This is a genomic window from Evansella halocellulosilytica, from assembly GCF_002335745.1.
GTDB lineage: Bacteria > Bacillota > Bacilli > Bacillales > Salisediminibacteriaceae > Bacillus_CA > Bacillus_CA halocellulosilytica.
This window is the reverse complement of record NZ_NIST01000001.1, coordinates 3757976-3781881: the sequence shown is the minus strand read 5'-3', so window position 1 is coordinate 3781881 and position 23906 is coordinate 3757976. Positions and strand designations below refer to the sequence as shown.

Here is a 23906-nt window from a genome sequence, read left to right as displayed (position 1 = left end):
GGGAGCAGAAATCGATAAAGAAATTAGCGGTAATTGGACCTAATGCAAATTCGGTTTATAACTTATTAGGGGATTATACTGCTACTCAGAAAGACGGCAAGGTAACTACGGTACTTCATGCTATACAACAACAAGCTCCAAAAGAAATGACCATCGCTTATACTAAAGGATGTGGAATTTTAGATGAAAGTAAAGATGGATTTTCCGAAGCATTAGAACTTGCAAATCATTCGGATGCAGTACTTTTAGTACTTGGAGGAAGTAGCTCTCGAAACTTTAATATACAATTTGATCATAATGGTGCAGCAATACTTGGAGATCAACCTGTAGATATGGATTGTGGTGAAGGTGTCGATGTTGCTGATTTAAAACTTGGTGGTGTTCAGAATGAGCTTATTAATGAGATTGCGACACTTGGAAAGCCTATGATTGGGGTTGTAGTACAAGGAAGACCGTATGCGATCAGAAACCTTGTAGATGCATGTCAAAGCGTATTATGTTGCTGGTACCCAGGGGAAGAAGGAGGGAAAGCAATTGCAGATGTTTTATTTGGAAAAATAAATCCTAGTGGAAAGTTACCGGTTTCCATCCCAAGATCTTCAAATCAATTACCTGTATATTATAATAAAAAAGATATGGGGCAGAAACTGGATTATCAAGACTTAGATTCATCTCCTTTATACCCTTTCGGATTTGGACTTAGTTATACAACTTTTAACTTTAGCAATATAAACCTATCAAAAGAATTTATCTCTATAGCTGACCTTGAAAATGGGGAGAAAGTATCTATCGATGTCACTGTTGAAAATAATGGTGAGTATCCCGGTGCTGAAGTGATTCAGCTATATCGATATGATAAGGAATCTAGTATAACGAAACGAGTAAGAGAACTGAAAAAGTTTAAGAAGATATACTTGGAACCAGGTGAAAAGAAAACGATCACATTTTCCATTGGTAAAGAAGATATGTGTATTTGGAATAAGGAGATGGGCGATTGCTTAGAGCCAAAAACAATTTATTGGTATATTGGAAATGACTCTACAGCAACCTATAAAGTTTCTACTACTCTTATCGAATAACATCGTGCGGTTTAGGTTTACAGTTTTGTACTGTACTCTACTGAGTGGGCTAAGACAATTCCTAGAAAGATTGGTTCATGGCATTGCTTTGATTGCCATGGACCTTTTAACTGGTCAATTTTTTTCAATAAATGATTTTCTGTATATAAAGTATTTTTAGTGGCAGTTGCATGTTAATTATTTCTACAGAAGAGAAGTGCGAGAAGTTACGCTGAAGGATTAGAAGCGAAGAAATTTATTCTGATAGAGGGTATGGAGCTGGCGAAGTTAATGATCGATCATAATGTTGGAGTTGATATTAAATGGACATTTGTGGTTTAGTCAATTGATAATGACTATCCTAAAGATAAATAGCATTTGTTTCTTTTAATAAAGGAGAATTATATCTATTTTCAAATATACATCTTTTAAATTTAATAAGAAAAGTGGGGAAAAAGAAGCAACAAGCGATGCTCTGGAAGTTATTATTCCAAAAATCTCGTCCAAATCATCGGAATATCAGCGCAATCCCTTACGAGAGTATGGAGTGGATTTGGCGGGACCGTGTGGGAATCGAACCCACCGGAGACGTCACGCGCCTCCCTGAAGGTTTTGAAGACCTCGAGGGACACCAGTACCCTATCCGACCCCATCGATAAATCACAAATTCCATTATAAACAGTTCTTGTCCGAGTTTCAATGATAATCAGTAAAATGAAAAAATACGATTTTTGAATAGATGGGAACTACATTAATCACAAAAAAGATCGGTCAGTTCATGATTCTGACGTGATCTTTTTTCTACATAACTTCCTTTTTTGTAAAGGGTCGTTAGAGCAATGTAATAAATCGCCCATACAAGGAGGTAGAGGCTAAGATAAAGGGTTGAGAAACTAAGGTTTTCACCATGAATAATCATTACGTAAAAATAAAATCCTAACGGCAGTACTAAAATGAGAATAAGTATTTTTCGAATGGACTGGACGATCTTTAACCTTTTTTTATTCATTCTGCTTTTGAAGTACCAAAATAATAAGATACTTCCAACCAACAACTTGAGAATGAAAGCTAATTGAGAACCACTATTGTATGACCCTTGAATGATTGGAAGAGCCATAGCTCCGAATGGGGTGAACAGACACATCAGCGTGATCATGAACCCAAAATCGTTTTGTTCCACCGTTAAATTGTTATTTGCCTCGTATTTTTCCACTTTTCGATACCTGCCTTTTTGACTATTAAAAAAAATGTATTTTCATCGTCTGATCAAAAAACGACCATATTTAATCATGACATATATCTTTTAAATAGTGCTTACCTTACTTATGATTTTCCGTATTCTTACAATTTTAGTGTATCATATGATTTTTACATGTGTTATAAAAAACCCTTTAGAGCAAGATAGTAATCCCCTTTCAAAATACATCTTTGACGCTATGTGTGCGTGTTCAAAAAGGAGGGTCAAGGCGACGAAGTTTCGAGTAGCGGTGTGTATAGTGTTCATACGTTATCTGCGGAGAAACTAGTCAATGCAGAGATACGAAAGCATCTTTTCCCGGCCTTTTTAAACATCCTCGATATGTATCCGCGAATGACTCATGACGCACATCTAATGACAAATGTCACTACAAATGTTTCATCTTAAAAGTCATACTAATGATAACAACTTACGGAGAGGTGAAGGAAGATGGCAATAGCAAAAATGGAAGGAATCGTAAAAAGGTACGGAAATGCGCTTGCGCTTGATCACGTAACCCTTGAGATCCATGAAGGAGAGATTGTCGGGTTGCTCGGGCCGAACGGGGCAGGAAAAACGACACTTATCCATACATTAATGGGAATGATCCCATTTGATAAAGGGAGTATTCAAATTTTTGGAAGTGAGAAAAAAGCGTTCAGCAATGAAAATAAGCAAAAAATGGGGCTTGTCACACAAGAATTGACCATATTTGAAGAATTGACAGCAAAAGAAAACTTAGAATTTTTTGCAGGTGTATATGGATTAAAGGGAAAGGAACGTAAACAACGTGTCCAAGAAGCACTAGAATTTGTCGGTCTTTCATCAAATGCAAATAAGCCACCGAGTAAATTTTCTGGCGGAATGAAGCGGAGACTAAACATCGCTTGTGCGCTCACTCATCGACCGAAGCTGCTTATTATGGATGAGCCAACGGTCGGTATCGACCCACAATCGAGAAATCACATTTTAGAAACGGTTAAGAAGCTGCAAAAACAAGGGACGACAATCCTTTATACGACCCATTACATGGAAGAGGTCCAATCGATTGCTTCTCGAGTCGTTATCGTAGATCAAGGCCAAGTAATTACAGAAGGAACTGTTGATGAGCTAATTAAAAACATTCAGCACGAAGAAAAGGTTCAGATTGAAGTAAATGATCCAACTAACCTTCCAGTATCGCGCCTAAAAAACTTGGAAGGTGTCAAAAATGTTCACGTAAATGGTTCTTCTATTCAAATCATTTCAAATTTCGGCTCAGGTAATCTTGATCGAGCATTGTCGATTGTAAAAGAAACGAGTGGGGTTGTCGGTATTCAAGCAGATAAACCAAACCTTGAAGATGTCTTTCTTACGCTTACAGGCAAACAGCTGCGAGACGGGGAGGATGGTGAAGTATGAGAGAGCTATATACAATAAGGTTTACGGCACTAAGGATGATGAGAGATTACATTACAATGTTATTATTATTCATCGTGCCAGTCGTACTCATCACGTTTTTCTTATTCATCCTTGGAGATTCCGAACAACAGGCTGGTGTTCCAGCTATGGATGAGATGACGATCACAATGGTGTTAGTATTTCAATTGTTTGGCGGGGCAATCGTCATGTCCTTGATCCACGTAGATTTCTTCTCAGAAAGACGCTATCGAATTCAATCGCTACCAATTAACACGAGTTTATACGGATTTATGATCATGCTTGCAGGAACATTGTATTCGATCATTCTAGGGCTCCTTTTAATGGTTTATACAATTGTTATCTGGGATGTCAATTGGGGAAACATTGCGTGGTCATTACTCGTCATCGGGCTAATGGCAATACTATCTAGTGTAATCTGTCTCGTGTTCACTTTTTCTGTGAAAAACTTTAAGATTGCTGAACGGTTAAGTGAAGTTTATGGAATAGGTGCTGTCATATTAGCTGGCTTATTTTTTCCGATGCCTGATGTTGCTGTCATCCATTGGATAAACGATTATGTAAACCCACTTACTCTTGCTGCTACTGCAATCGATCATTTTAAAGCGGCAAACTTTTTAGAGGCGTGGATAAATGCTGGTATTCTTGCCGGGTTCATTATTGTTTTCTTCGTTATCATGCTTGCTACAGGCAGGAGAAGAATGCCATGACGATATTTAATTTTGCCCTAAAACGAAGTTTCAGAAACAAGACAAATTTAATTTTCTTGACAATGTTCCCGGTGGCAGCAATTTTTTTACCATTACAAGAATATTGGCCGCTAGTACCGCTAGGCTACCAATACTTCGGTATACTTTTATTATTTGTTAGTATCCGTCTTACTGGAATTATGATTGAAGACCATCAAAAAGGTGTTGTAAAACGGCTAGCTGCTGCACCGATTACCCATTTTCACTATTTATCGCAGAATTTGCTCGCTTTTGCAGTTATTACGATTGCTCAAAGCTCAATCTTTATCTTTGGTGGTGTCTTATACGGACACGAACTCTACAAGCCACTGAGCTTGCTTATCTTGTACATCGTCTTTAGTTTTTCCGCAATTGCCCTTTGTCTTGCGTGGAACTCATTGTACAGAAGCAAAGAGTCATCTTTTCTCGTCTTCATGTCTGTCATTGTCCTTATGGCCTTACTCGGAGGAATGATTGTACCTAGCGAAATATTACCAGAATCTCTTGAGAAGATTGCTGTGGTTTTCCCGACATACTGGCTGTCAGAAGGCATTGAATGGGTCGTTCGTGGTGAGAGTATAACAGGTTTTCTACTCATTAATGGAGTGCTTCTTCTCTATACGTTCCTTTTCTTAATAGTCGGCAGCATTCGGAGAATTAACTAAGGAACATTTCACGTTTTCGGGACAGCCTCACCATAAGATAAATTTCAAATCACTTGCATCATTGCCTTCAGCCTTGAGCTGGAGGTTTTGTGCACTTATAATATGAGCATAGAGGTGAACGGTGATGGTGAACGTATGGCGCTTTGTAAATATCTTATTTCTTCTAATCTTATGGACGTTACATGATGGAAGCTCTGTAAGTTTTCTTTTCGTCGTATCCCTTGCAACGCTTGCCTGTATGCGTTGGCGTTATGAGGTTCCTTCATGGACAATTCTTATCGATCTTCTTCTTTGTGCGATGTTTATTCCAGTTTGGGGCGGCAGTGTATTTGGACTTATCTTTCCTGTTTACGAAATATTTGCTCACAGAAGGTATAGGATGGTCATTCTCGTACTGATTGTTATCGCTGTTTATCAAGTGATGTCTTTCATGTTGTTCTGGCTTCTTTTTCAAGCCGGAATTTTAGGTGCGTTAACGGTTCAATGGCATAAACAACGCGAATCATACATATCTGAAGCAGATCGTGAACGTCATGCTCGTTACTCACTTGAGAACATGAAAGATGAGCTGTTAAAAGCGAATCATAAAACAGCTCAACTCGCGGAAATCACAGAAAGAAACAGGATTGCCCGAGACCTTCATGATCATGTCGGCCACGACTTGACCGGTGCAAACCTTGCTTTGGAAGCTTATGAACACCTCGAAGGTGACGAAGCGAAGGAAATGCTCCAAGAAGTAAAGCTTCGTATTTCGAGAAGTACAGCCATGCTTCGAGATACTGTTCATGACATGACCCCTGTAACAAGAATGGGTGCTGATGTTTTGGAGTACATCGTTCAAGGGTTTACGCATTCAGAGACGTCTTTTCAAAAATCAGGTAATATGGATCTTGTACCAGTTCATTATTGGAGTTTACTAGAGCCGTGTTTAAAGGAAGCACTTACGAATGTTGCTCGTCATAGTGATGCAACGAAAGTTGATGTACAATTGGATGTCACGAACAAAATCGTAAGACTTAGCGTGCAGGACAATGGCAAAAGTGCAAATGATCTTTCAGAGGGGAGCGGAATCCGTAATTTAAAACAGCGGGCTCGTGCAAATGGTGGAAGTTTATCTGTGAATTCGAAATCAGGTTATCTTGTTGTTTGTGTACTACCGATAGAGGAGGGAACCGTATGAAAATTGTAATCGTTGATGATGATCCACTCGTTCGCCAAAGCTTGAAGCTATTACTTGAGAAAGAGTCTGATATTGAAGTGATCGGTGTAGCTGCAGACGGTCAAGAGGCAATTGAACAATGTGAAAAAGCTTTGCCGGAAATTGTGCTGATGGACATCCGGATGCCAAATATGGACGGAATCGAAAGTACGAAACAAATTAATCAAAGATGGCCAGAAGTTCGAATCATGATGCTGACTACGTTTAAGGATGAGCAAAATATCCGTTTAGCACTACGGGCAGGAGCAGAAGGTTATTTGCTTAAATCGACAGCTGTTGAAAATATGGCACAGCAAGTGCGCGCTTTAATGGCAGGAGGATCTGTGCTTGATTCAGAAGTGCTGCATGAAATTATGAATCCCGAGCAAGGAAACGGAGACCTCACAGGATTGACTGACCGTGAAAATGACATTGCCTCTGCAATTGCCCAAGGATTATCAAATAAAGAAATTGCTGATTCACTATATTTAAGTGTCGGTACTGTTCGTAACACATTGTCTGTCATTCTTGATAAGCTCGAACTTCGTGATCGAACCCAACTCGCAATCTATTATTGGCAGCGGAAAAACAAATCGTGACGAGAATGATATATGATCGCTCGTCATGGGTCGTTTTTTTTAGAAAAAGTTTAAGACTAAAAAGTGTACGACCTCTTTCATATATACGATTGAATTATGTCCGCTAACCTCGAGTTTTCCTCTTGATAAATTACACTATTAACTCTCTATCCCAGTTATTCAACATTGACAACCTCTGACTATTAACTTCATTTTTATTTTTATTACAAGGAATTGCGTTTCAATGATTTTCTGCCTATCATTGAAAGAGATCGACATTTTCTTAATTAGAAATATATTATATAGGAATGAAGGTGAAGTTATGCCAACAGACCGTTACTATACGCTAGGAATGGCAGGACATATCGATCATGGGAAGACAACATTAACAAAAGCGTTAACGAATATAGACACAGATCGTTTAAAGGAAGAAAAAGAACGTGCGATATCAATAGAACTTGGGTATGCTCCATTAAAGCTAACAGAAGACATGCACGCTTCTATTATCGATGTACCTGGACATGAAAAGTTTATTAGGCAAATGATTGCAGGAGTTGCTGGTATAGATCTTGTCTTACTAGTCGTTGCAGCAGATGAAGGGGTTATGCCACAAACAGTGGAGCATCTTGAAATCTTGCATTTACTTGGAATACATAAAGGGCTTGTTGTCGTTACGAAATCAGATTTCATTGATGAAGAAATGGTTGAACTTGTTGAAGCCGACATTCACGATCAGGTGAAAGGAACTTTTTTTGAAGATACTGACATTTTATTTGTGGACAGTGTGACAAAGAAGGGGATTGACGAATTAAAGCAAAAAATCGAGAATGTTTTACACGATGTACCGATAAGAGATGCTTCTGGAGCGTTTAGACTTCCAATCGATCAAGCGTTTACTGTTCATGGACAAGGTACTGTCGTTAGAGGAACAGTTTATGAAGGGGAGGTACGTGAAGGAGAAACGTTAGAATTATTGCCGCAAAGAAAAAAAGTGAGAGCGAGACAGCTTCAAGTTCATAATGAGCCACAATTTAAAGGAAGAGCTGGTCAACGAGTTGCGATTAACATTGCAGGAGTAACGAAAAATGATGTTCAGCGTGGGAATGTGCTCGTATCAACACAGTATTATTCAACTACAAAAACGATTGACATCCTTTTACATACTGCTCATAAACTGAAATTCCCTTTAAAACAGCGGGGATATATAAAGCTTCATATCGGTACAGCAGAAGTATATGGCAAAATCGTGTTCTTTGATCGTAATGAATTAGTTGAAGGGGAAAATATATTATGCCAACTTCGTTTAGACAAACCGATTGTGACGAAAAGAGGAGATCGTTTTATCCTTAGGAGACCTACGCCTGCAGAAACGATCGGCGGCGGTACCGTCGTCGATGCGAATGGTGCAAAATATAAATTCGGACCAGAAACAATTGCGATGCTAGCGTTAAAAAATGAAGGGACTCCAGAAGAACGAATGATCGATGTTTTGAAAAGTAAGAAGGCGATGACAAAAACGGAGCTATTTAAAGAAGTTGGTCTGGAAAATCAAGCTGGGGAAGAGCATATTTACGACCTGTTAGAGAAAGGTTTGCTTGTTCAACTCGGTAGTCTCGTCACGCTTCAATCAATTGTAGAAGAAATCATCGAACTAGTAATTGAAGAACTTCGACATTTTCATGAGAAATTTCCGCTAAGAGAAGGGAAGAACAAAGCAGAAATCATAAATGAATTCAGCCTTTATGGTAAAGGTTTATTAGAAGAAGTCATTGAGGAAGCTGCTCGTCTTCACCGTTTAAGAAAACAAGGACAGTACGTGTCAGAGGCAGCATTTACGCCGTCATTCCCAGTTCAATGGGCGAAAAGGATGACACAAGTTGTGCAGTCGCTTTCTGAGCAAGGATTAAAAGTTGATCCTTTTGATAAAGTTTCAGTGGAAGCAGGATTGCCAGATGACATGAAAAATGAACTGTTTCATTATTTACTACGGACAGAAAAGATGTTGACATTAGATGAAAAACATCTAGTGCCCAATGATCAATTCTATGAATCTGCGATATATTTATATGAAAATACAGGAGATCAATTTTCTTTACAAGATGCTAAAAGTATACTCGGATTAACGAGAAAGCATTTAGTTCCATTTATAGAGAAGCTCGATCATTTACAACTGACGAAGCGAAGTGAAAATGAGCGAGTTTGGATATCTAACCCTGCTAATTCAAAAGGATTATAAATTGATGATTCATCACGAGCCCTGGTTGAAAGCATCCTCTTAAAACGAAATTAAATAAAGATAATATAAAAGAAACTGTTGAAACTTTCTCAACAGTGTGAGGGGGGCCGCTATAGCCCCCTATTTTACGTAGATCGATTTTGATTTTTTTTCTGTAACTGTTCCTATTGCAACAGCTTTTGTTGCTCTTAATTGATTAACTTTCTCCATGTATGCTTTTGCATCGTTCTCCGGAAGACTTATGAGTAATCCTCCAGATGTAATCGTATCACAAAGTAACAGTTGTTCAGCTTCAGTCAAATCGTATCGATAGTCTACTTCATTCAGTAACCATTGATGGTTTGCTTTTGTGCCTCCTGGAACAACGTTGTTTTTAGCATGGGTTAATGCCCCTTCTAAAACAGGGATACTGTCATAATCAAATTCGAAGGAAACATTGCTGCCACTAGCCATTTCGTAAGCATGACCAATCAAGCCGAAGCCTGTAACGTCAGTGACTGCATGAACATCGAAGGAAGAAAGGCACTCACAAGCAATTCGATTCAACTCTGCCATCGTTTCGATGACCGATTTCTCTTCAGAATCAGTCGTTTTTTTCCCTTTAATTGCCGTCGTTAAAATACCAACTCCAATTGGTTTCGTTAAAATTAAACAGTCTCCAGGCTGAGCACCGATATTTTTCATCACGTTATCAGGATGTACAGTACCTGTTACACTTAAGCCGAATTTAGGCTCAATATCATCGATAGAATGCCCTCCAACTGTTACAGCGCCAGCTTCATCCACTTTATCTGCTGCCCCTTTTAATATATCGGTTAACATATGGTGCGGAAGCTTTTTAATCGGGAAACCGACTATATTTAATACTGTCGCTGGGGTACCTCCCATTGCATAAACATCACTTAACGCATTGGCAGCGGCTATTTGACCGAACATATACGGATCATCAACGATTGGCGTGAAGTAATCGACTGTTTGAATTAAGGCGATCTCATCCGTTATTTTATATACTCCTCCATCATCAGATGTTTCATGACCGACGAGTAATCGTTCATCCTTCTTTTTTTCAGGTAAATGACGCAAAACTTGCGCCAGGTCTCCAGGACCAAGTTTACAGCCTCAACCACCTTTTTTTGTTTGTTCTGTTAACCGGATGATTTGGTCTCTTTCGTTGTTTGATGACAAGATAAACACCTCCTTATTCGTGTACATAGAGGAGGATAAGCAATATGACGTATACTTGGATGCATAATTAGGTGCGAAACGTTGAACGATACGAATAAAAATGAATATCGTAATAGGGTATTGATGAGAATCGCCAGCTAATATTCCAAGAGGGTTGAACATCCTCCAATTATTTATAGTATAAGCTTCCATTTTGATCTATGACAAATAATAAGATAAAATAGCTATAGGCTCGTTCACAAAATTTTCACAAAAGGAGATGCATTTTATGAGCATGAAAGTAACTGTAGAGTTTTGCATGCAGTGAAACTACGCACCAAAAGCTGCGAGTTTCGCAGAAGAATTGTTTAACCATTTCAAGTCTGACATTACGTCAATGGAACTGATTCCATCATCAGGAGGGGCTTTTGAAGTAACAGTTAATGGTGAGAAAATGTACTCAAAACTGGAAACGAAAGAATTTCCAGATACTGATGAAGTCATTAAGAAATTAGAAAACAAATAATACGTAAGGCTGAACCAACCATATAAAGCAGGTTCAGCCTTTTTTGAATACAGGGACATTGAAGCAATTTGATCTACATACATTCACATCATCATTCTCCAAAGAAGAATAGCACGAACATTGTTCAAAGATTAATAACTTTTGTATAATAAAAATAAATAGTGCAAGAAATGAATGTAGTACTCAAGTCATCAGAACATAGAAAAAAAGGTGGTCCGGGTTGACCACCTTTTTATTAGAGATACTGGCTTTGTCTGGGGTAAAGTCGATGTGTGTCTTTCGTAAACACCTCATTTTTTCGTCAATAAGAATCCTTGAACGTGTATACGTTCGCTTGTTACTTGTACAAGCTAACCACCCCTCCAAGGGAACAATGGACGTCGAAAACCCTAATATCCTGTATCTCCTTTTTGAAGAAGAAGTGGATAACCTCTTCTTCATCCATTATGATGACCAGCAAGCCTACTTGATATGAATGGAAATATATTGAATGTTCTAGCGGAGTGATAACGATGAGCAACAAAGAAAAATTAAGGATGATACCGGCTGTGCATGAGATACAGCATTTAAAGCGTTACGAGGAAATAAAACAGAAATGGAACTTGCCTGATGCATACTTAAAGGAATCTGTCCAAGAATTAACGAATGAAATTCGAAACGACATGTTGACTGATGGCATTGCTTTTAATGAGTATTCCCGGAAAGACTTTATTAACTATATAATCTCTTCAATTGAAACAAAAGCTGCAAGTACTCAGCCATATAAGCTGAGACGGGTTTTAAATGGAACAGGAACTGTTTTACATACGAATTTAGGAAGAGCTCGCCTAAGTGAAAAAGCGATTGAACGAGTCGTTGAAACATCAAGACATTACAGCAATCTTGAATATGATGTTGAAAAAGGGGAGCGCGGGTCAAGACACGCGATCGTCGATCAATTAATAAAAAAAGTAACCGGAGCAGAAGCTGCGATGGTCGTAAATAACAATGCTGCGGCGGTATATCTTGTGTTACGTGCTTTGACGAAAGGAAAAGAAGTCATCGTCTCCAGAGGTGAACTAGTCGAGATTGGCGGGTCATTTAGAATATCGACAATTATGGAAGAAAGTGATGCAAAATTAGTGGAAGTTGGGACAACAAATAAAACACATCTATACGATTACGAACATGCCGTGACACCTAATACAGCCATGTTCATGAAAGTACATACGAGTAATTTCAAAACAATCGGTTTTACGAAAGAAGTGTTGACAAGTCAACTAAAAGAATTATCAAACGAACGTGAACAGCCTATTATTGTTTATGAGGATTTAGGCAGCGGTTCCTTATATCCATTTAAGCATGATGGCATCGGTGATGAGCCAGTTGTCAAAGAGGCAATAAAAAAAGGTGCGGACATCGTCTCTTTCAGCGGCGATAAACTGCTCGGAGGACCGCAAGCTGGTGTCATTACCGGTAAAAAGGAATATATAGATATTTTAAAAAAACATTCTTTAGCGCGTGTACTGCGTGTTGATAAAATGACGTTAGCTGCTTTAGAAGCAACTTTACAACAGTATTTATATGAACGTACTGAACTCGAAAAGCTTCCAACAAATAGAGATATTCTTCAAACAATAGATGTTATCCGGGCAAAGGTTGAGGTTTTCCTTAAAGGTATAGATCCTCTTTCCTTGAACGTCACGTTCGAACAAAAAGAAGTGACTTCACATGTAGGAGGGGGGACGATGCCAGGTGTGGAGATTCCTTCGATTGGGGTAAAATTGATACACAAGTCATTGTCCGCAATGCAATTAGAAGAAAAGTTAAGGTCTTTGACTACCCCGATCATAACGAGGATTGTTGACGGAGAAGTCTTTATCGATTTTCGGACAATTGCGTATGAAGAAATCGATTTGCTTTTCCAAAGTATGCAAGAACTTGAAAAGTATTAAGAACTGTAAATGAGTAAAAAACAAAGGTTTTGTCAGTTAATAAACGTATAAAGAACCAAACATATTCTTCATCTCTAATATGTTTGGTTCAACTGTTTATATTTGTAGAAGGCTCTTTTATCCTTCACCGTCCGTTTGAGACACATGATTTTTCTTTTTTACTTTATGCGAACCTGACATCGGTTCAGGTTGACTATTACTCCGCTCATTTTTAGGTGAATTTTTTCTCTGACTTTTATATGTGTTTTTCTCCATAAAAATCCCTCCTTTCCTGTTATCATGAACAAACATTGGGCTTTTCATCCAGAATTACAATGCATCAATAACAGAAAAACCTTCCTCGTATATTCTCTTATTTATGGAAAAAAATAATGAGGAAGCAAATTCAAAGGGGGACTTCTTCATGCCGTATCATAAGAATAAACGACAGTCATTTGAAGCTGCTCAGCAAGCATTTGTCCAATTACAGGAAGCGATGGAGGACTTGCATCCTGAAGATGCCGATTACGGCCACCATTATAAAATTGCAGCACAAGAACTCGATGAAGCAGCACAGGTGATTGAAAAAGCACATCTAAATGCTTCTGAACATCAACGAAAACAGCTTTATCAATACACAGATGAACTCGAGAAGTATAAGCAGCAACTAATGGAATAGATGCTATATTTATCCTTTAAATACCTAATAAAAGGGCTGTCCAAAAGTCTAAACGCTTTATGACAGCCCTAATTATATTGATGATACATTTTACTGTCTTTTCTTCGTCTTTTTATTAAATTGTCTTTCTTTTGACGTTAACTCGTCGTTTTCATGTCCTTCCTCATACCCTGCCCCTCTGCCTTGAGCAGCCGCATCATTCATGCTTGGACGAATATGATTTGCTTTTTTCTTAGTCATTTATACCCACCTCCTAAATCTAGGTTTTACATCGAAGAATATTTTATGAAAATCGAAGTTGTAAAATTGATGAAAGGGGTTATTGTTTGAAAATTTCGTTATTTTAAAAAAATGATTTTATGACAAATTTTCGAATAAAGGTTTTAGACAATTTAAAAAATCTAGTATATGATAGTAGTTGAAGGAGGGAATACATATGTCAAAAGAAAACAATACATTGTACAATTCCAAACGTACGTTTGAAGCAAGTGGAAAAACGTATCATTACTATGATTTAAAGGCTATTGAAGAGGCTGGAGTTGGAAACGTTACCAACCTTCCTTATTCAATTAAAGTGCTTTTAGAGTCTGTTTTACGTCAATATGACGGAAAAGTAATTAAAGAGGAACACGTGGAAAATCTAGCAAAATGGGGAACTGAAGACGTAAAAAATATTGATGTTCCATTTAAACCTTCACGTGTAATTTTGCAAGACTTCACTGGGGTACCAGCTGTAGTGGACTTAGCTTCATTGCGTAAAGCGATGGCAGATTTCGGTGGAGACCCTAAGCGTATTAATCCGGCAATTCCAGTTGACCTTGTCGTTGACCACTCGGTACAAGTCGACGACTTCGGTGGTGCAAACTCACTCCTTCGCAACATGGAATTAGAATTTGAACGTAATGAAGAGCGTTATAAATTTTTAAGCTGGGCACAAAATTCATTTAATAATTATCGTGCAGTACCTCCTGCAACGGGTATCGTTCACCAAGTGAACTTGGAGTACTTAGCAAATGTTGTCCAAAATGAAGAAAATGATTCAGGTGAAACAGTTGCATTCCCTGACTCACTTGTCGGTACTGATTCACATACAACTATGATTAATGGACTTGGCGTTTTAGGCTGGGGCGTTGGCGGTATTGAAGCTGAAGCTGGCATGCTTCAACAGCCATCATACTTCCCTGTTCCAGAAGTTATTGGTGTTAAACTAGTCGGTGCAATGCCAGAAGGGGCAACTGCCACGGACTTAGCGCTAAAAGTGACTCAAGTATTGCGTGAAAAGAATGTTGTCGGCAAATTTGTAGAATATTTCGGACCAGGTTTGTCAGATATGACATTAGCTGATCGAGCAACAATTTCAAACATGGCACCAGAATACGGTGCAACATGTGGATTCTTCCCTGTAGATGATGAAACCCTTAATTACTTACGTTTCACAGGCAGAAGCGAAGAATTAGTCTCACTTGTTGAAGAGTATTGTAAAGCAAACGGCATGTTCTATACTCCAGGACAAGAAGATCCAACATTTACAGACGTTGTTGAAATTAATCTTTCTACTATCGAACCAAATTTATCCGGACCGAAACGTCCACAAGACTTAATTCCATTATCTAAAATGAAAGATGAGTGGAGAAAATCATTAAGTGCCCCTGTTGGAAACCAAGGGTTCGGTCTTGCTCCTGAGGAGATAAAGAAGGAAGTAGACATTCAGCATCCTAATGGAAAAACGTCTACATTAAAAACAGGTTCAGTTACAATTGCTGCGATTACAAGCTGTACAAACACTTCGAATCCTCACGTCATGATCGGTGCAGGGCTGCTTGCTAAAAATGCTGTGGAAAAAGGGCTCGAAGTACCTGAGTATGTAAAAACAAGTTTAGCACCAGGATCAAAAGTTGTAACAGGATACCTTGAAGGTGCAGGATTAATGACTTACCTCGATAAGTTAGGCTTTAATTTAGTTGGGTACGGCTGTACGACTTGTATCGGAAACAGTGGACCGCTGCCTGATGAAATTGAAAAAGGAATTGCAGAAAATGACTTAACAGTTGCTTCTGTATTAAGTGGAAATCGAAACTTCGAAGGTCGTATTCATCCGCTCGTAAAAGCTAATTACTTAGCTTCTCCACCATTAGTAGTGGCATATGCACTTGCGGGAACGGTTGACATTGACGTTCATTCAGAGCCAATTGGCAAAGATAAAGATGGAAATGACGTTTATTTTAAAGATATTTGGCCAAGCAATGAAGAAATTCAAGCTGCAATGGAAAAAGCTGTTGCACCGGAATTATTCAAGAAAGAATATGAGCGCGTGTTCGAAAGTAACGAAGAATGGAACAACCTTGAAACAACTGAAGGGGACTTATACAACTGGGATGAGGAGTCTACTTACATTCAAAATCCTCCATTCTTTGAGAACTTATCTGCTGAGCCTGAAGATGTTAAGGAACTATCAAGTCTTCGTGCTGTTGCAAAATTAGGCGATTCAGTCACGACGGACCACATTTCTCCAGCTGGCTCGATTGCGAAAGATAGTCCTGCAGGTAAATATTTAATGGAAAAAGGTTTAACTCCTGCGCAGTTTAACTCTTACGGTTCCCGACGCGGAAACCATGAAGTCATGATGCGTGGAACATTCGCAAACATTCGTATTAAAAACCAATTAGCGCCAGGTACAGAAGGCGGTTATACAACTTACTGGCCAACTGGCGAAGTGATGGCGATATACGATGCGGCGATGAAATATAAAGAAGAAAACACTGGTTTACTCGTAATGGCTGGTAAAGACTATGGGATGGGAAGCTCTCGTGACTGGGCAGCAAAAGGTACGAACCTTTTAGGCATTAAAACAGTTATTGCCGAAAGCTTCGAGCGAATCCACCGTAGTAACCTCGTATTAATGGGTGTTCTTCCGCTTCAGTTTAAAGAAGGAGAGAACGCTGAAACACTAGGATTAACCGGTAAAGAACATTTTGATGTAAAAGTAACAAATGATATTCAGCCGCGTGATTATGTATCGGTTGTTGCGAAAGATGAAGTAACAGGCAAAGAAACAACATTTGAAGTACTTGCTCGTTTTGATAGTGAAGTTGAAATTGACTACTACCGTCACGGTGGTATTCTTCAAATGGTATTGCGTAACGCAATGGCTGAAAATAAATAAGGTAAACAAACAGCAGCCCCTCCATCACGGAACCGTGAAGGAGGGGCTTTTCATATTTACAAAATGATGAAATAGCATTTTACATCACATCATTCGAAACGTATTAAGAGAAGATTTTGTACATACTTTTTTCAATCCTTGCCATACTAAAAAATATTCATTTTCACGATTGAAAGGAGATTTTCAAATGGGCCGACAAAAGAAAGGTAACGCAAACGCACAAAGAAATGAAAACAAGAAGGCACAAGGAAAACGGAATCATGCATCAGAGTTAGAGACGTTTGCTGATTATGAAGTAAAGAAAATGAGGAATGACCGTCAGCAATAACGGCTTAAAAGGTAAGTAGGTGACATGGATGCTTGATTTAGATTTCTGGCAGGGTGCTCAAGATTTACCTGTTTATGGATACATAATCAGAGCAACGATTGTTTATATTTATGTTTTTATCCTGATTAAAGTATTAGGTCAACGCTCCATGACTTCGATTAATCCGATAGATTTTATATTCGGGGTGATCATTGGTGATGTTGTAGGTGAACCGTTGTCTGACGGGGAGATGTCTCTTGGCGGCCCTTTAGCAGCCGCGTCTCTAATAGGTGGCTTTCATCTATTTTTATCCTATATTTCTTTGAAGTTACCTAGGTTTCGACGAGTCATTGAGGATGAACCGATTATTTTAATTGAAAAAGGCAAAATCAATCATAAAGAGATGGCAAAAGTAAAATTAACTGTTGAATCTTTGTTAATGGATTTAAGGCTCAATAGTGCGATCGATCTTACCGAAGTCGATTATGCAATATTAGAATCAAACGGCCAGGTTAGTGTCATTAAAAAATCTATGTATGATAGTGCAACACCGAATGACCTCAATTTAACTCCTATGTCTAAAGGTTACCCTTCTGTTATTATCCAGGACGGTCACATTATCCATGCGAATTTGAAGAAAGTTGGTAACTTAGACTGGTTACGTGAAACATTATTGGTACACGGTTTTGAATCACCTGAGGACGTATTTTTAATGACAGCTGATGAAGCTGGGACGATCTATATAAGTCAGAAAATGTCTGAGGAAGGTGCTAATTAGTTCTATATATGTATGAATGGTTCAGATTGTGGAAATAGATGGTAACAAACAGTGTTGAGGTGAAAAAGATGAGAAAAAAGAAAAAAGTAAGATTTGAGGAACTATTCCAAGAAAATAAACAAGCATTATTAAAAGATCCGAAAGAAATTGAGAAGATTGAATTAAAGCTGGAAAAGCGTCATGTAGATCGATTATATTCTTAACTCAAACCTTCCTATACTTAGTATAGTGCCTCCAATATCGGACATATTAAGTGTATGGAAGGAGGGGGAACAATGGCTGGCAAGCATAGCTTTGATAAATTTAGACCGAATCATTTAGGAACTCAACCGAGAAAAAGTGATTCAAACAAAGGAAAACAAATGAATATGAAGGATAATGAAAATCCTGATTATATTCCACCTAAAGGGAAACACTAGACATTTACGTTCTGTAAATGTCTTTTTTATGGTGAAGAATGACAAAAAAGCTATCGATACTAGAATACCCTCGAATTCCTAATGTAAAATTAATGTTTTTATTATATATTCTTGCGATTCTTTATTCGGCATAAGATAATAAGAATTATATATTTGGGTTAATAGATTTGGGGTGTCAACATCGTTGGGTAAACAAGAGGAAAAGAATACGAAAAAAAAGCGATCAAAATTTTTAAACTGGATGTTTTTTATTTATTTACTTATGCTCTTTTATGTAACGTTATTTGCTTGGAACTATGGCGCATCACTTGGAGATGCAGGTCCTGGGGGAAGAAATTATAATTTATCACCATTTTTTAGTATATATAGAATTTATACGTTTAGTCCGGATATGAAAGATCCTATCAGAATATTAGGCGGAAACATTTTATTATTCGTTCCATTCGGCCTGCTATTTCCGTTGTTTTTGGATTATTTCAAAAAGAAAAAGAAAGCTGTGTCAATCGTCTTCGTTACGATAACAGGTATGTTTATTTCTATTTTCATCGAAGTAAACCAATTTATTTTTACATACCGTGTAGCAAATATTGATGATGTTATCTTAAATACTTTAGGTGCGTTTATCGGTGCAATAATCTATAAGGTTACGACTTGGATACGAATTATATAAATGATGAATGGCATGTATAATAAAAAAGCAGCCACATTTTATATTTCAGATGGCTGCTTTTCTTGTATTCGATGCTCTTGCTCTATTTTTTTCGTCCATAATCGGTACCCTGTATAGACAATCGCTAGGAAAATACTATAAATAATGATCATGTATAGAAGCTCAATTGGATTTGTCACAATCGTATGTCCGACTAATGCAAATAATGTCATTGCAGGCACTTTCCCTAATCCTGAAGCGACAGAGTAACGAACAAACCCTACTCGACTAAGAGCTGCATATGCGTTGATTAATATTGAAGGAATAACAGGAATCATTCTCAGTATGGTAATAGACATGAATGCATTTCTCTCAAACAATAAGGTCACTTTTTTCGTTGCTGAATATTTAAGGAGAATTTTAGTTCCCCATTTATGAAAGCCGCCGTATCGAACCATTGCAAAAAAGATCATCGAGGCAAAGGTTGAACCCATCCATATGACGAACGCCCCTAGTGCCGGACCGTAGGCTGCACCGATAACACCACCGACGATTGGGTATGGGATAACAGGAAATAAAGACATCAATGTTGCAATCACCGTCGTTAAAAATAAATGATCACGCTCATTATGTTGGATCCAATGTAAAAAGGATTCATGATAAATATATATAAAACTAACAATAAAAACCATCAGTAGTAAAACGAGAGATTTTCGCATCATCATTTATTTCTCCTCTAATATGTGTCAGAAATCATCCTCGCATGAGTCATATTTGCAAGGGAGAGATAACCCTCTATAAACTCAAGTGAGTCCATCGTCATTATACAATAAATTGTCGTTCAATAGAATCAATGATCGAATTTGTAAATTTTCTATCATCGGACATTCTTGCCTTGCGTACGATAAAACGATGGAAATTTGCAGGAGGGATGAGAAGATGCAGATTCATATTGTACAGGAAGGTCAGTCTTTAACTAGTATTGCAAATGCCTATAATACATCGGTAGAAGATATCGTAACTGCAAACGAGCTTCCGGACCCTGATCGTTTAGTAACAGGTCAAAGTATTGTAATCCCGATTGTCGGAAGTTTTTATTGGGTACAGCCTGGTGATAGTTTATACTCGATCAGTCAACAGTTTGGTATCCCGTTTCAAGAACTTGCAGAAATTAACCAAATATCACCAGATGAACCATTGGAGGCAGGGTTAAGGCTTTATATACCACCACGTCCAAAAGTAGAAACAGAAGTCAATGCCTATGTTGAACCAATCGGAGATACTGTGTCAGAAGAGCTAGAGGAATCAGCACGAGCTAGAGCACCCTACTTAACTTATCTTGCTCCATTTAGTTATGAAGTGAATCGAGATGGAACGTTAACACCGCCTCCTTTGAACGATTTTCCGGCGATCGCTGAACAGAATGATGCGGGACTTATGCTCGTTGTGACGAACCTTGAAGAGGGAGCGTTCAGTGATGAGTTAGGGGCTGCGATCTTAACGGATGAAGCTGTTCAAGATCAATTAATTGAAAATATTATTGAAGAAGCACACAGAGTCGGATACAGAGATGTTCATTTTGATTTTGAGTTTTTAAGGGTTGAGGACAGAGAACGATATAATGAATTTTTAAGAAAAGCAGCTGCTAGGTTAAGAGAAGAAGATTTATTAATCTCAACAGCTTTAGCACCTAAAACAGATCCTGACCAAGAAGGACAATGGTATGAACCTCATGATTATGCAGCACACGGAGAAATTGTCGATTTCGTTGTCATTATGACGTATGAATGGGGATATGGCGGCGGGCCTCCTATGGCCGTATCACCGATTAACCCGGTAAGAGAGGTACTTGAATATGCATTAACAGAAATGCCAGCAGATAAAATTATGATGGGCCAGAATTTATATGGCTATGACTGGACACTTCCATATGAACCGGAAGGTGAGTTTGCTGAAGCATTGAGCCCGAATCGAGCAATTCAGTTAGCTTTTGAAAGGAATGTTCCGATTCAGTTTGACGAAGAATCACAGGCTCCATTTTTTGAGTATGTTGATGATGAAGGCAATGAACATGTTGTTTGGTTTGAAGACGCGAGAAGCATTCAAGCAAAATTTGATCTTATGAAAGAATTAGGCTTGAGAGGGATCAGTTATTGGAAACTCGGACTTCCATTTCCACAAAACTGGATGCTCCTAACAGACCAATTTGATATTGTTAAATTTAATGAGTAGATTAGAAACGAAGCGTTTATGAGAGTGGATGAATCACATTCACTCTTTTTTAGTTACAGTCAAACGTTGCACTAATATTTATTAAATATAGATTATTGAAGGTTTATTTTGTGAATTATAGAATATGCAATTGTAAGGTTTTATATGTTAGAATATTCGTAGAATTGAATACGACCTTCGGGGTCGGGTGAAAGTCCCAACCGGCGGTGATAATTTTTTGTTTAAGCCCGCGACTCGTAGTGGTTTCCTCTGCGACTGACTCAGTGAAAATCTGAGGCCGACGGTATAGTCCGGATGGGAGAAGGTGAAATAGTCGTTACGAAAAAAATGAAAGGTCGTAACGTTTATTTCTTGAGCCCAGAAATCATATCTGGGTCTTTTCTTTTAGGTTGATTCAGTTCAAAAACTTTAATGGAGGGTTTTTGAATGACTCAAACAGCAGTAAAGAATGTAGAAAAGGCAATCAATCAAGTTCAAAAAGGAGGCATTGTGATCATCCAGGATGATAAAAGCCGTGAAAACGAAGGGGATCTTGTCATGGCAGCAGAGATGGTCACAGGGGAAAAAGTTAACTTTTTTGCCCGTTATGGATGTGGGTTAATTTGTACACCGATGCTAGAAGAACGGCTTAATGAGCTAAGTCTCCCTCAGATGGTGGAGAAAAACGAAGAGTCAATGCGAACGGCGTTTACGGTTTCTGTAGATGCTATTGAAGGTGTACATACAGGGATTTCTGCATATGAACGAGCGATTACGATTCAAAAATTAATTGATCCAAAAGCAAGAGCATCCGATTTTGTCCGGCCAGGACATATTTTTCCGTTGCGTGCCCGTCCAAACGGGGTATTCGAAAGAAGAGGACAGACAGAAGCTTCGATTGATTTAATACGTATTGCAGGTCTATTTCCTGCCTCGATGATTTGCGAGATTATGAATGAAGATGGGACAATGGCGCGAAGCGAGGATTTATCAGTCTATGCAGAAAAGCATCAGCTTCCATTGATAACGGTACAAGACATAGTTGATTATAGAAATGAAAAAGGATTAATTAGCATGTAGTCACTTACTAGGAAGAATACTACAAAATAATAAACGAGTAATTGTTATAGCACGAGTATAAATCGTTACCAAAAGAAGACAATAAAAGGGTTGTTATGAGATAATTTAGAGTAATGACGTATAGTGTTTGATGAGTAAATGATATTTTGACATAATAATGAATTTCAATGGAAGGAGGATACGATGACAAAAAAGAATGAAACGATCGAATTGGGCTGGAACTTTGACAACAGTTATGCTCGGCTCCCAGAAATGCTTTTTGAGACGTTGGAGCTAAATCCTGTTCAATCGCCGGAATTGATTTTTTTGAATGAATCGTTGGCGACATCATTAGGGTTAAACATTCAAGAATTAAAAAGCAATAATGGCGTACAAGTGTTTGCAGGAAATGGTATTCCTGAAGGGGCTATGCCTCTTGCTCAAGCATATGCCGGTCATCAGTTCGGGCATTTTACGATGCTTGGAGATGGGAGGGCAATGCTCCTTGGCGAGCAAATAACTCCCGAAAATAAACGGATTGATATTCAGCTAAAAGGGTCTGGACGAACACCTTATTCACGTGGAGGTGATGGTCGTGCGTCGCTTGGACCGATGCTGCGTGAATATATCATGAGTGAAGCGATGTATGCACTCGGTATTCCAACGAATCGAAGTTTGGCTGTTGTGACTACAGGTGAATCCGTGATCCGCGAGACAGAATTGCCCGGGGCAATCTTAACGAGAACCGCTTCAAGCCATCTACGTGTAGGAACCTTTGAATATGTATCAAAGTGGGGCACTGAAGAAGATCTCCGGACTTTGGCAGATTATACGTTACAAAGACACTTTTCAGGTTTTGAAGATGAATCGAACCGTTATCTTTTCTTACTTAAAGAAGTCATTAAGCGTCAGGCGGAATTAATTGCGAAATGGCAGCTAGTTGGGTTTATCCATGGGGTTATGAACACGGACAATATGACGATTAGTGGAGAAACGATTGATTACGGACCATGTGCATTTATGGATACTTATGATCCGAAAACGGTATTCAGTTCGATTGATATGAACGGAAGGTATGCGTATGGAAATCAACCGATTATTGGCGGATGGAATCTTGCGAGGTTTGCTGAAACATTATTGCCGCTATTACATGATGATCAGAAGGAGGCGGTTGATCAAGCGCAAGAGGCAGTAACAGGTTATAAAAAATTACATCATAATCACTGGCTCGCTGGAATGAAGGCAAAACTGGGGATTTTCAATGAGGAGCAAGAGGATGAGACACTTATTGGCGACCTCTTAAGTGTCATGCAAAAATCGAGTGCTGATTTTACGAATACGTTCCGTGCGCTAACGTTTGAAAAGACTGAAGATACAGCTATAAATGGTTCTGATGAATTTGCTCAGTGGTATAAGCGTTGGCAGGAGAGGTTAAGTAGGCAGCAGGAGTCGAAAGCTGCTTCACACGAATTAATGCGCAGCAGCAATCCTGCTATTATTCCTCGTAACCATCGAGTGGAAGAAGCATTAGATGCTGCTGTTGAACAAGGGGATTATCGTGTCATGGAACGCCTTCTGAATGTATTGTCTGACCCTTACGCACATTCTGAAGAACAGGAAGAGTACACGACATTACCTGAACCGTCAGATCGTCCTTATCGAACCTTTTGTGGGACATAAATGAATAAATATTTTAAAGCGTTTCTGCATTTGCAGAGCGCTTTTTTACACTGTTCGAATTTATAAAACCTATTGATGATCATATAACAGCAACTAAGGCTTTCATTATTAAAAATTGCACGAATGCATAAGAGCTTCTAGGAAAGCGCAATTCGCTTACTGAGAACTTCTTTAACGACAAGCCAAGATTTGTTTACGCTCAACTAGTTAAATAAAAGGAAAAGAATGTTAAAATTGTA

General features: G+C 38.5%; 25 protein-coding genes, 1 tRNA gene and 1 riboswitch. Of the genes, 19 read left to right on the top strand and 7 right to left on the bottom strand.

What is annotated here, in order from left to right; translation table 11 throughout:
• Positions 1-14: 14 nt before the first annotated feature.
• A complete protein-coding gene (locus tag CD001_RS18025) occupies positions 15-1079 on the top strand; it encodes a glycoside hydrolase family 3 C-terminal domain-containing protein (RefSeq protein WP_096188997.1) in 1065 nt (354 codons plus the stop codon).
• Positions 1080-1612: 533 nt separating this feature from the next.
• Here CD001_RS18025 and CD001_RS26535 read toward each other — a convergent pair.
• Positions 1613-1709: transfer RNA gene (locus CD001_RS26535), tRNA-Sec, on the bottom strand.
• Between the two features lie 100 nt (positions 1710-1809).
• Entirely contained in the window at positions 1810-2271 is a 462-nt protein-coding gene (locus CD001_RS18020; RefSeq protein WP_096188996.1) for a hypothetical protein, read from the bottom strand.
• Between the two features lie 474 nt (positions 2272-2745).
• Between CD001_RS18020 and CD001_RS18015 the strand changes: the two genes are divergently transcribed.
• The 6 genes from CD001_RS18015 to selB all read left to right on the top strand — a co-directional run bounded on the left by CD001_RS18015 (position 2746) and on the right by selB (position 9119).
• Positions 2746-3696, top strand: a complete 951-nt coding sequence (locus CD001_RS18015; RefSeq protein ID WP_096188995.1) for an ABC transporter ATP-binding protein — start codon at positions 2746-2748, stop codon at positions 3694-3696.
• Positions 3693-4424 (top strand): ABC transporter permease, encoded by a 732-nt coding sequence (locus tag CD001_RS18010; RefSeq protein ID WP_096188994.1) that lies wholly within the window; start codon positions 3693-3695, stop codon positions 4422-4424. Before CD001_RS18015 ends, CD001_RS18010 begins: the two co-directional genes overlap by 4 nt.
• Positions 4421-5107 carry an ABC transporter permease gene (locus CD001_RS18005; protein WP_096188993.1) on the top strand — a complete coding sequence of 229 codons (687 nt, stop codon included), beginning with the start codon at positions 4421-4423 and terminating at the stop codon, positions 5105-5107. The genes CD001_RS18010 and CD001_RS18005 overlap by 4 nt, the downstream gene beginning before the upstream one ends.
• Before the next feature lie 124 nt (positions 5108-5231).
• Positions 5232-6287, top strand: a complete 1056-nt coding sequence (locus CD001_RS18000; protein WP_096188992.1) for a sensor histidine kinase — start codon at positions 5232-5234, stop codon at positions 6285-6287.
• The gene (locus CD001_RS17995) at positions 6284-6904 is read left to right on the top strand and encodes a response regulator transcription factor (RefSeq protein WP_096188991.1); all 621 of its coding nucleotides are present in this window, start codon (positions 6284-6286) and stop codon (positions 6902-6904) included. The genes CD001_RS18000 and CD001_RS17995 overlap by 4 nt, the downstream gene beginning before the upstream one ends.
• Before the next feature lie 223 nt (positions 6905-7127).
• Positions 7128-9119 carry a selenocysteine-specific translation elongation factor gene (gene selB, locus CD001_RS17990; protein ID WP_306454082.1) on the top strand — a complete coding sequence of 664 codons (1992 nt, stop codon included), beginning with the start codon at positions 7128-7130 and terminating at the stop codon, positions 9117-9119.
• Positions 9120-9239: 120 nt separating this feature from the next.
• Here the strand turns inward: selB and selD are convergent, their stop codons facing one another.
• Together selD and CD001_RS26705 are read right to left on the bottom strand one after the other, a co-directional pair.
• Positions 9240-10331, bottom strand: a complete 1092-nt coding sequence (gene selD, locus CD001_RS17985) for a selenide, water dikinase SelD (RefSeq protein WP_407081148.1) — start codon at positions 10329-10331, stop codon at positions 9240-9242.
• Positions 10239-10466 carry a hypothetical protein gene (locus CD001_RS26705; RefSeq protein WP_218839279.1) on the bottom strand — a complete coding sequence of 76 codons (228 nt, stop codon included), beginning with the start codon at positions 10464-10466 and terminating at the stop codon, positions 10239-10241. Before CD001_RS26705 ends, selD begins: the two co-directional genes overlap by 93 nt.
• A gap of 106 nt (positions 10467-10572) precedes the next feature.
• Here CD001_RS26705 and CD001_RS27375 point away from each other — a divergent pair, with 106 nt between their 5' ends.
• Entirely contained in the window at positions 10573-10809 is a 237-nt protein-coding gene (locus CD001_RS27375) for an Rdx family protein (RefSeq protein ID WP_407081114.1), read from the top strand.
• A 512-nt stretch (positions 10810-11321) separates the two neighbouring features.
• On the top strand, positions 11322-12743 hold the full coding sequence (selA, locus tag CD001_RS17970) for an L-seryl-tRNA(Sec) selenium transferase (RefSeq protein ID WP_096188987.1): 1422 nt from the start codon (positions 11322-11324) through the stop codon (positions 12741-12743).
• Positions 12744-12860: 117 nt separating this feature from the next.
• Here selA and CD001_RS17965 read toward each other — a convergent pair whose 3' ends face one another.
• Positions 12861-12998 carry a small acid-soluble spore protein P gene (locus tag CD001_RS17965; RefSeq protein ID WP_096188986.1) on the bottom strand — a complete coding sequence of 46 codons (138 nt, stop codon included), beginning with the start codon at positions 12996-12998 and terminating at the stop codon, positions 12861-12863.
• A 148-nt stretch (positions 12999-13146) separates the two neighbouring features.
• Here CD001_RS17965 and CD001_RS17960 point away from each other — a divergent pair, with 148 nt between their 5' ends.
• Entirely contained in the window at positions 13147-13401 is a 255-nt protein-coding gene (locus tag CD001_RS17960; protein ID WP_096188985.1) for a hypothetical protein, read from the top strand.
• Between the two features lie 90 nt (positions 13402-13491).
• Here the strand turns inward: CD001_RS17960 and sspO are convergent, their stop codons facing one another.
• Entirely contained in the window at positions 13492-13641 is a 150-nt protein-coding gene (gene sspO, locus CD001_RS17955) for a small acid-soluble spore protein O (protein ID WP_096188984.1), read from the bottom strand.
• A 196-nt stretch (positions 13642-13837) separates the two neighbouring features.
• Between sspO and acnA the strand changes: the two genes are divergently transcribed.
• The 6 genes from acnA to CD001_RS17930 all read left to right on the top strand — a co-directional run bounded on the left by acnA (position 13838) and on the right by CD001_RS17930 (position 18738).
• Positions 13838-16564, top strand: coding sequence for an aconitate hydratase AcnA (gene acnA / locus CD001_RS17950; protein WP_096188983.1), 2727 nt, complete (start codon positions 13838-13840; stop codon positions 16562-16564).
• Positions 16565-16751: 187 nt separating this feature from the next.
• Complete coding sequence (locus tag CD001_RS26530; protein ID WP_179298807.1) at positions 16752-16892, top strand: hypothetical protein; 141 nt, start codon at positions 16752-16754, stop codon at positions 16890-16892.
• Between the two features lie 28 nt (positions 16893-16920).
• A complete protein-coding gene (locus tag CD001_RS17945) occupies positions 16921-17649 on the top strand; it encodes a DUF421 domain-containing protein (protein WP_096188982.1) in 729 nt (242 codons plus the stop codon).
• A 68-nt stretch (positions 17650-17717) separates the two neighbouring features.
• Positions 17718-17852: an FbpB family small basic protein gene (locus CD001_RS17940; protein WP_096188981.1), complete on the top strand. Its 135-nt coding sequence runs from the start codon at positions 17718-17720 to the stop codon at positions 17850-17852.
• Positions 17853-17924: 72 nt separating this feature from the next.
• Positions 17925-18068, top strand: a complete 144-nt coding sequence (locus CD001_RS17935) for an acid-soluble spore protein N (protein ID WP_096188980.1) — start codon at positions 17925-17927, stop codon at positions 18066-18068.
• Positions 18069-18309: 241 nt separating this feature from the next.
• Positions 18310-18738, top strand: a complete 429-nt coding sequence (locus CD001_RS17930; protein WP_096190667.1) for a VanZ family protein — start codon at positions 18310-18312, stop codon at positions 18736-18738.
• Between the two features lie 38 nt (positions 18739-18776).
• Here CD001_RS17930 and CD001_RS17925 read toward each other — a convergent pair whose 3' ends face one another.
• Positions 18777-19442, bottom strand: coding sequence for a TVP38/TMEM64 family protein (locus CD001_RS17925; protein WP_306454080.1), 666 nt, complete (start codon positions 19440-19442; stop codon positions 18777-18779).
• 214 nt (positions 19443-19656) lie between these two features.
• Here CD001_RS17925 and CD001_RS17920 point away from each other — a divergent pair, with 214 nt between their 5' ends.
• The 3 genes from CD001_RS17920 (at position 19657) to CD001_RS17910 (ending at position 23667) form a co-directional block, all read left to right on the top strand.
• A complete protein-coding gene (locus CD001_RS17920) occupies positions 19657-20949 on the top strand; it encodes a LysM peptidoglycan-binding domain-containing protein (RefSeq protein WP_096188978.1) in 1293 nt (430 codons plus the stop codon).
• 169 nt (positions 20950-21118) lie between these two features.
• Positions 21119-21259, top strand: a riboswitch (FMN riboswitch).
• Positions 21260-21375: 116 nt separating this feature from the next.
• Complete coding sequence (ribB, locus tag CD001_RS17915) at positions 21376-22008, top strand: 3,4-dihydroxy-2-butanone-4-phosphate synthase (RefSeq protein ID WP_096188977.1); 633 nt, start codon at positions 21376-21378, stop codon at positions 22006-22008.
• A gap of 183 nt (positions 22009-22191) precedes the next feature.
• Positions 22192-23667: a protein adenylyltransferase SelO gene (locus CD001_RS17910; RefSeq protein ID WP_096188976.1), complete on the top strand. Its 1476-nt coding sequence runs from the start codon at positions 22192-22194 to the stop codon at positions 23665-23667.
• The last annotated feature ends 239 nt before the right edge of the window (positions 23668-23906 follow it).

Excerpts from the sequence above, each read along its gene's own strand:
- CD001_RS17920 (WP_096188978.1), top strand. The coding sequence starts at position 19,657 with ATGCAGATTCATATTGTACAGGAAGGTCAGTCTTTAACTAGTATTGCA.
- CD001_RS17940 (WP_096188981.1), top strand. The coding sequence starts at position 17,718 with ATGAGAAAAAAGAAAAAAGTAAGATTTGAGGAACTATTCCAAGAAAAT.
- selA (WP_096188987.1), top strand. The coding sequence starts at position 11,322 with ATGAGCAACAAAGAAAAATTAAGGATGATACCGGCTGTGCATGAGATA.
- CD001_RS18005 (WP_096188993.1), top strand. The coding sequence starts at position 4,421 with ATGACGATATTTAATTTTGCCCTAAAACGAAGTTTCAGAAACAAGACA.
- CD001_RS18000 (WP_096188992.1), top strand. The coding sequence starts at position 5,232 with ATGGTGAACGTATGGCGCTTTGTAAATATCTTATTTCTTCTAATCTTA.
- CD001_RS17935 (WP_096188980.1), top strand. The coding sequence starts at position 17,925 with ATGGCTGGCAAGCATAGCTTTGATAAATTTAGACCGAATCATTTAGGA.
- CD001_RS17930 (WP_096190667.1), top strand. The coding sequence starts at position 18,310 with ATGTTTTTTATTTATTTACTTATGCTCTTTTATGTAACGTTATTTGCT.
- acnA (WP_096188983.1), top strand. The coding sequence starts at position 13,838 with ATGTCAAAAGAAAACAATACATTGTACAATTCCAAACGTACGTTTGAA.
- CD001_RS18010 (WP_096188994.1), top strand. The coding sequence starts at position 3,693 with ATGAGAGAGCTATATACAATAAGGTTTACGGCACTAAGGATGATGAGA.
- ribB (WP_096188977.1), top strand. The coding sequence starts at position 21,376 with ATGACTCAAACAGCAGTAAAGAATGTAGAAAAGGCAATCAATCAAGTT.
- CD001_RS17910 (WP_096188976.1), top strand. The coding sequence starts at position 22,192 with ATGACAAAAAAGAATGAAACGATCGAATTGGGCTGGAACTTTGACAAC.
- CD001_RS17995 (WP_096188991.1), top strand. The coding sequence starts at position 6,284 with ATGAAAATTGTAATCGTTGATGATGATCCACTCGTTCGCCAAAGCTTG.
- CD001_RS26530 (WP_179298807.1), top strand. The coding sequence starts at position 16,752 with ATGGGCCGACAAAAGAAAGGTAACGCAAACGCACAAAGAAATGAAAAC.
- sspO (WP_096188984.1), bottom strand. The coding sequence starts at position 13,641 with ATGACTAAGAAAAAAGCAAATCATATTCGTCCAAGCATGAATGATGCG.
- CD001_RS17945 (WP_096188982.1), top strand. The coding sequence starts at position 16,921 with ATGCTTGATTTAGATTTCTGGCAGGGTGCTCAAGATTTACCTGTTTAT.
- CD001_RS17925 (WP_306454080.1), bottom strand. The coding sequence starts at position 19,442 with ATGATGATGCGAAAATCTCTCGTTTTACTACTGATGGTTTTTATTGTT.
- CD001_RS18015 (WP_096188995.1), top strand. The coding sequence starts at position 2,746 with ATGGCAATAGCAAAAATGGAAGGAATCGTAAAAAGGTACGGAAATGCG.
- CD001_RS17965 (WP_096188986.1), bottom strand. The coding sequence starts at position 12,998 with ATGGAGAAAAACACATATAAAAGTCAGAGAAAAAATTCACCTAAAAAT.
- CD001_RS17960 (WP_096188985.1), top strand. The coding sequence starts at position 13,147 with ATGCCGTATCATAAGAATAAACGACAGTCATTTGAAGCTGCTCAGCAA.
- CD001_RS26705 (WP_218839279.1), bottom strand. The coding sequence starts at position 10,466 with ATGTTCAACCCTCTTGGAATATTAGCTGGCGATTCTCATCAATACCCT.
- selB (WP_306454082.1), top strand. The coding sequence starts at position 7,128 with ATGATTTTCTGCCTATCATTGAAAGAGATCGACATTTTCTTAATTAGA.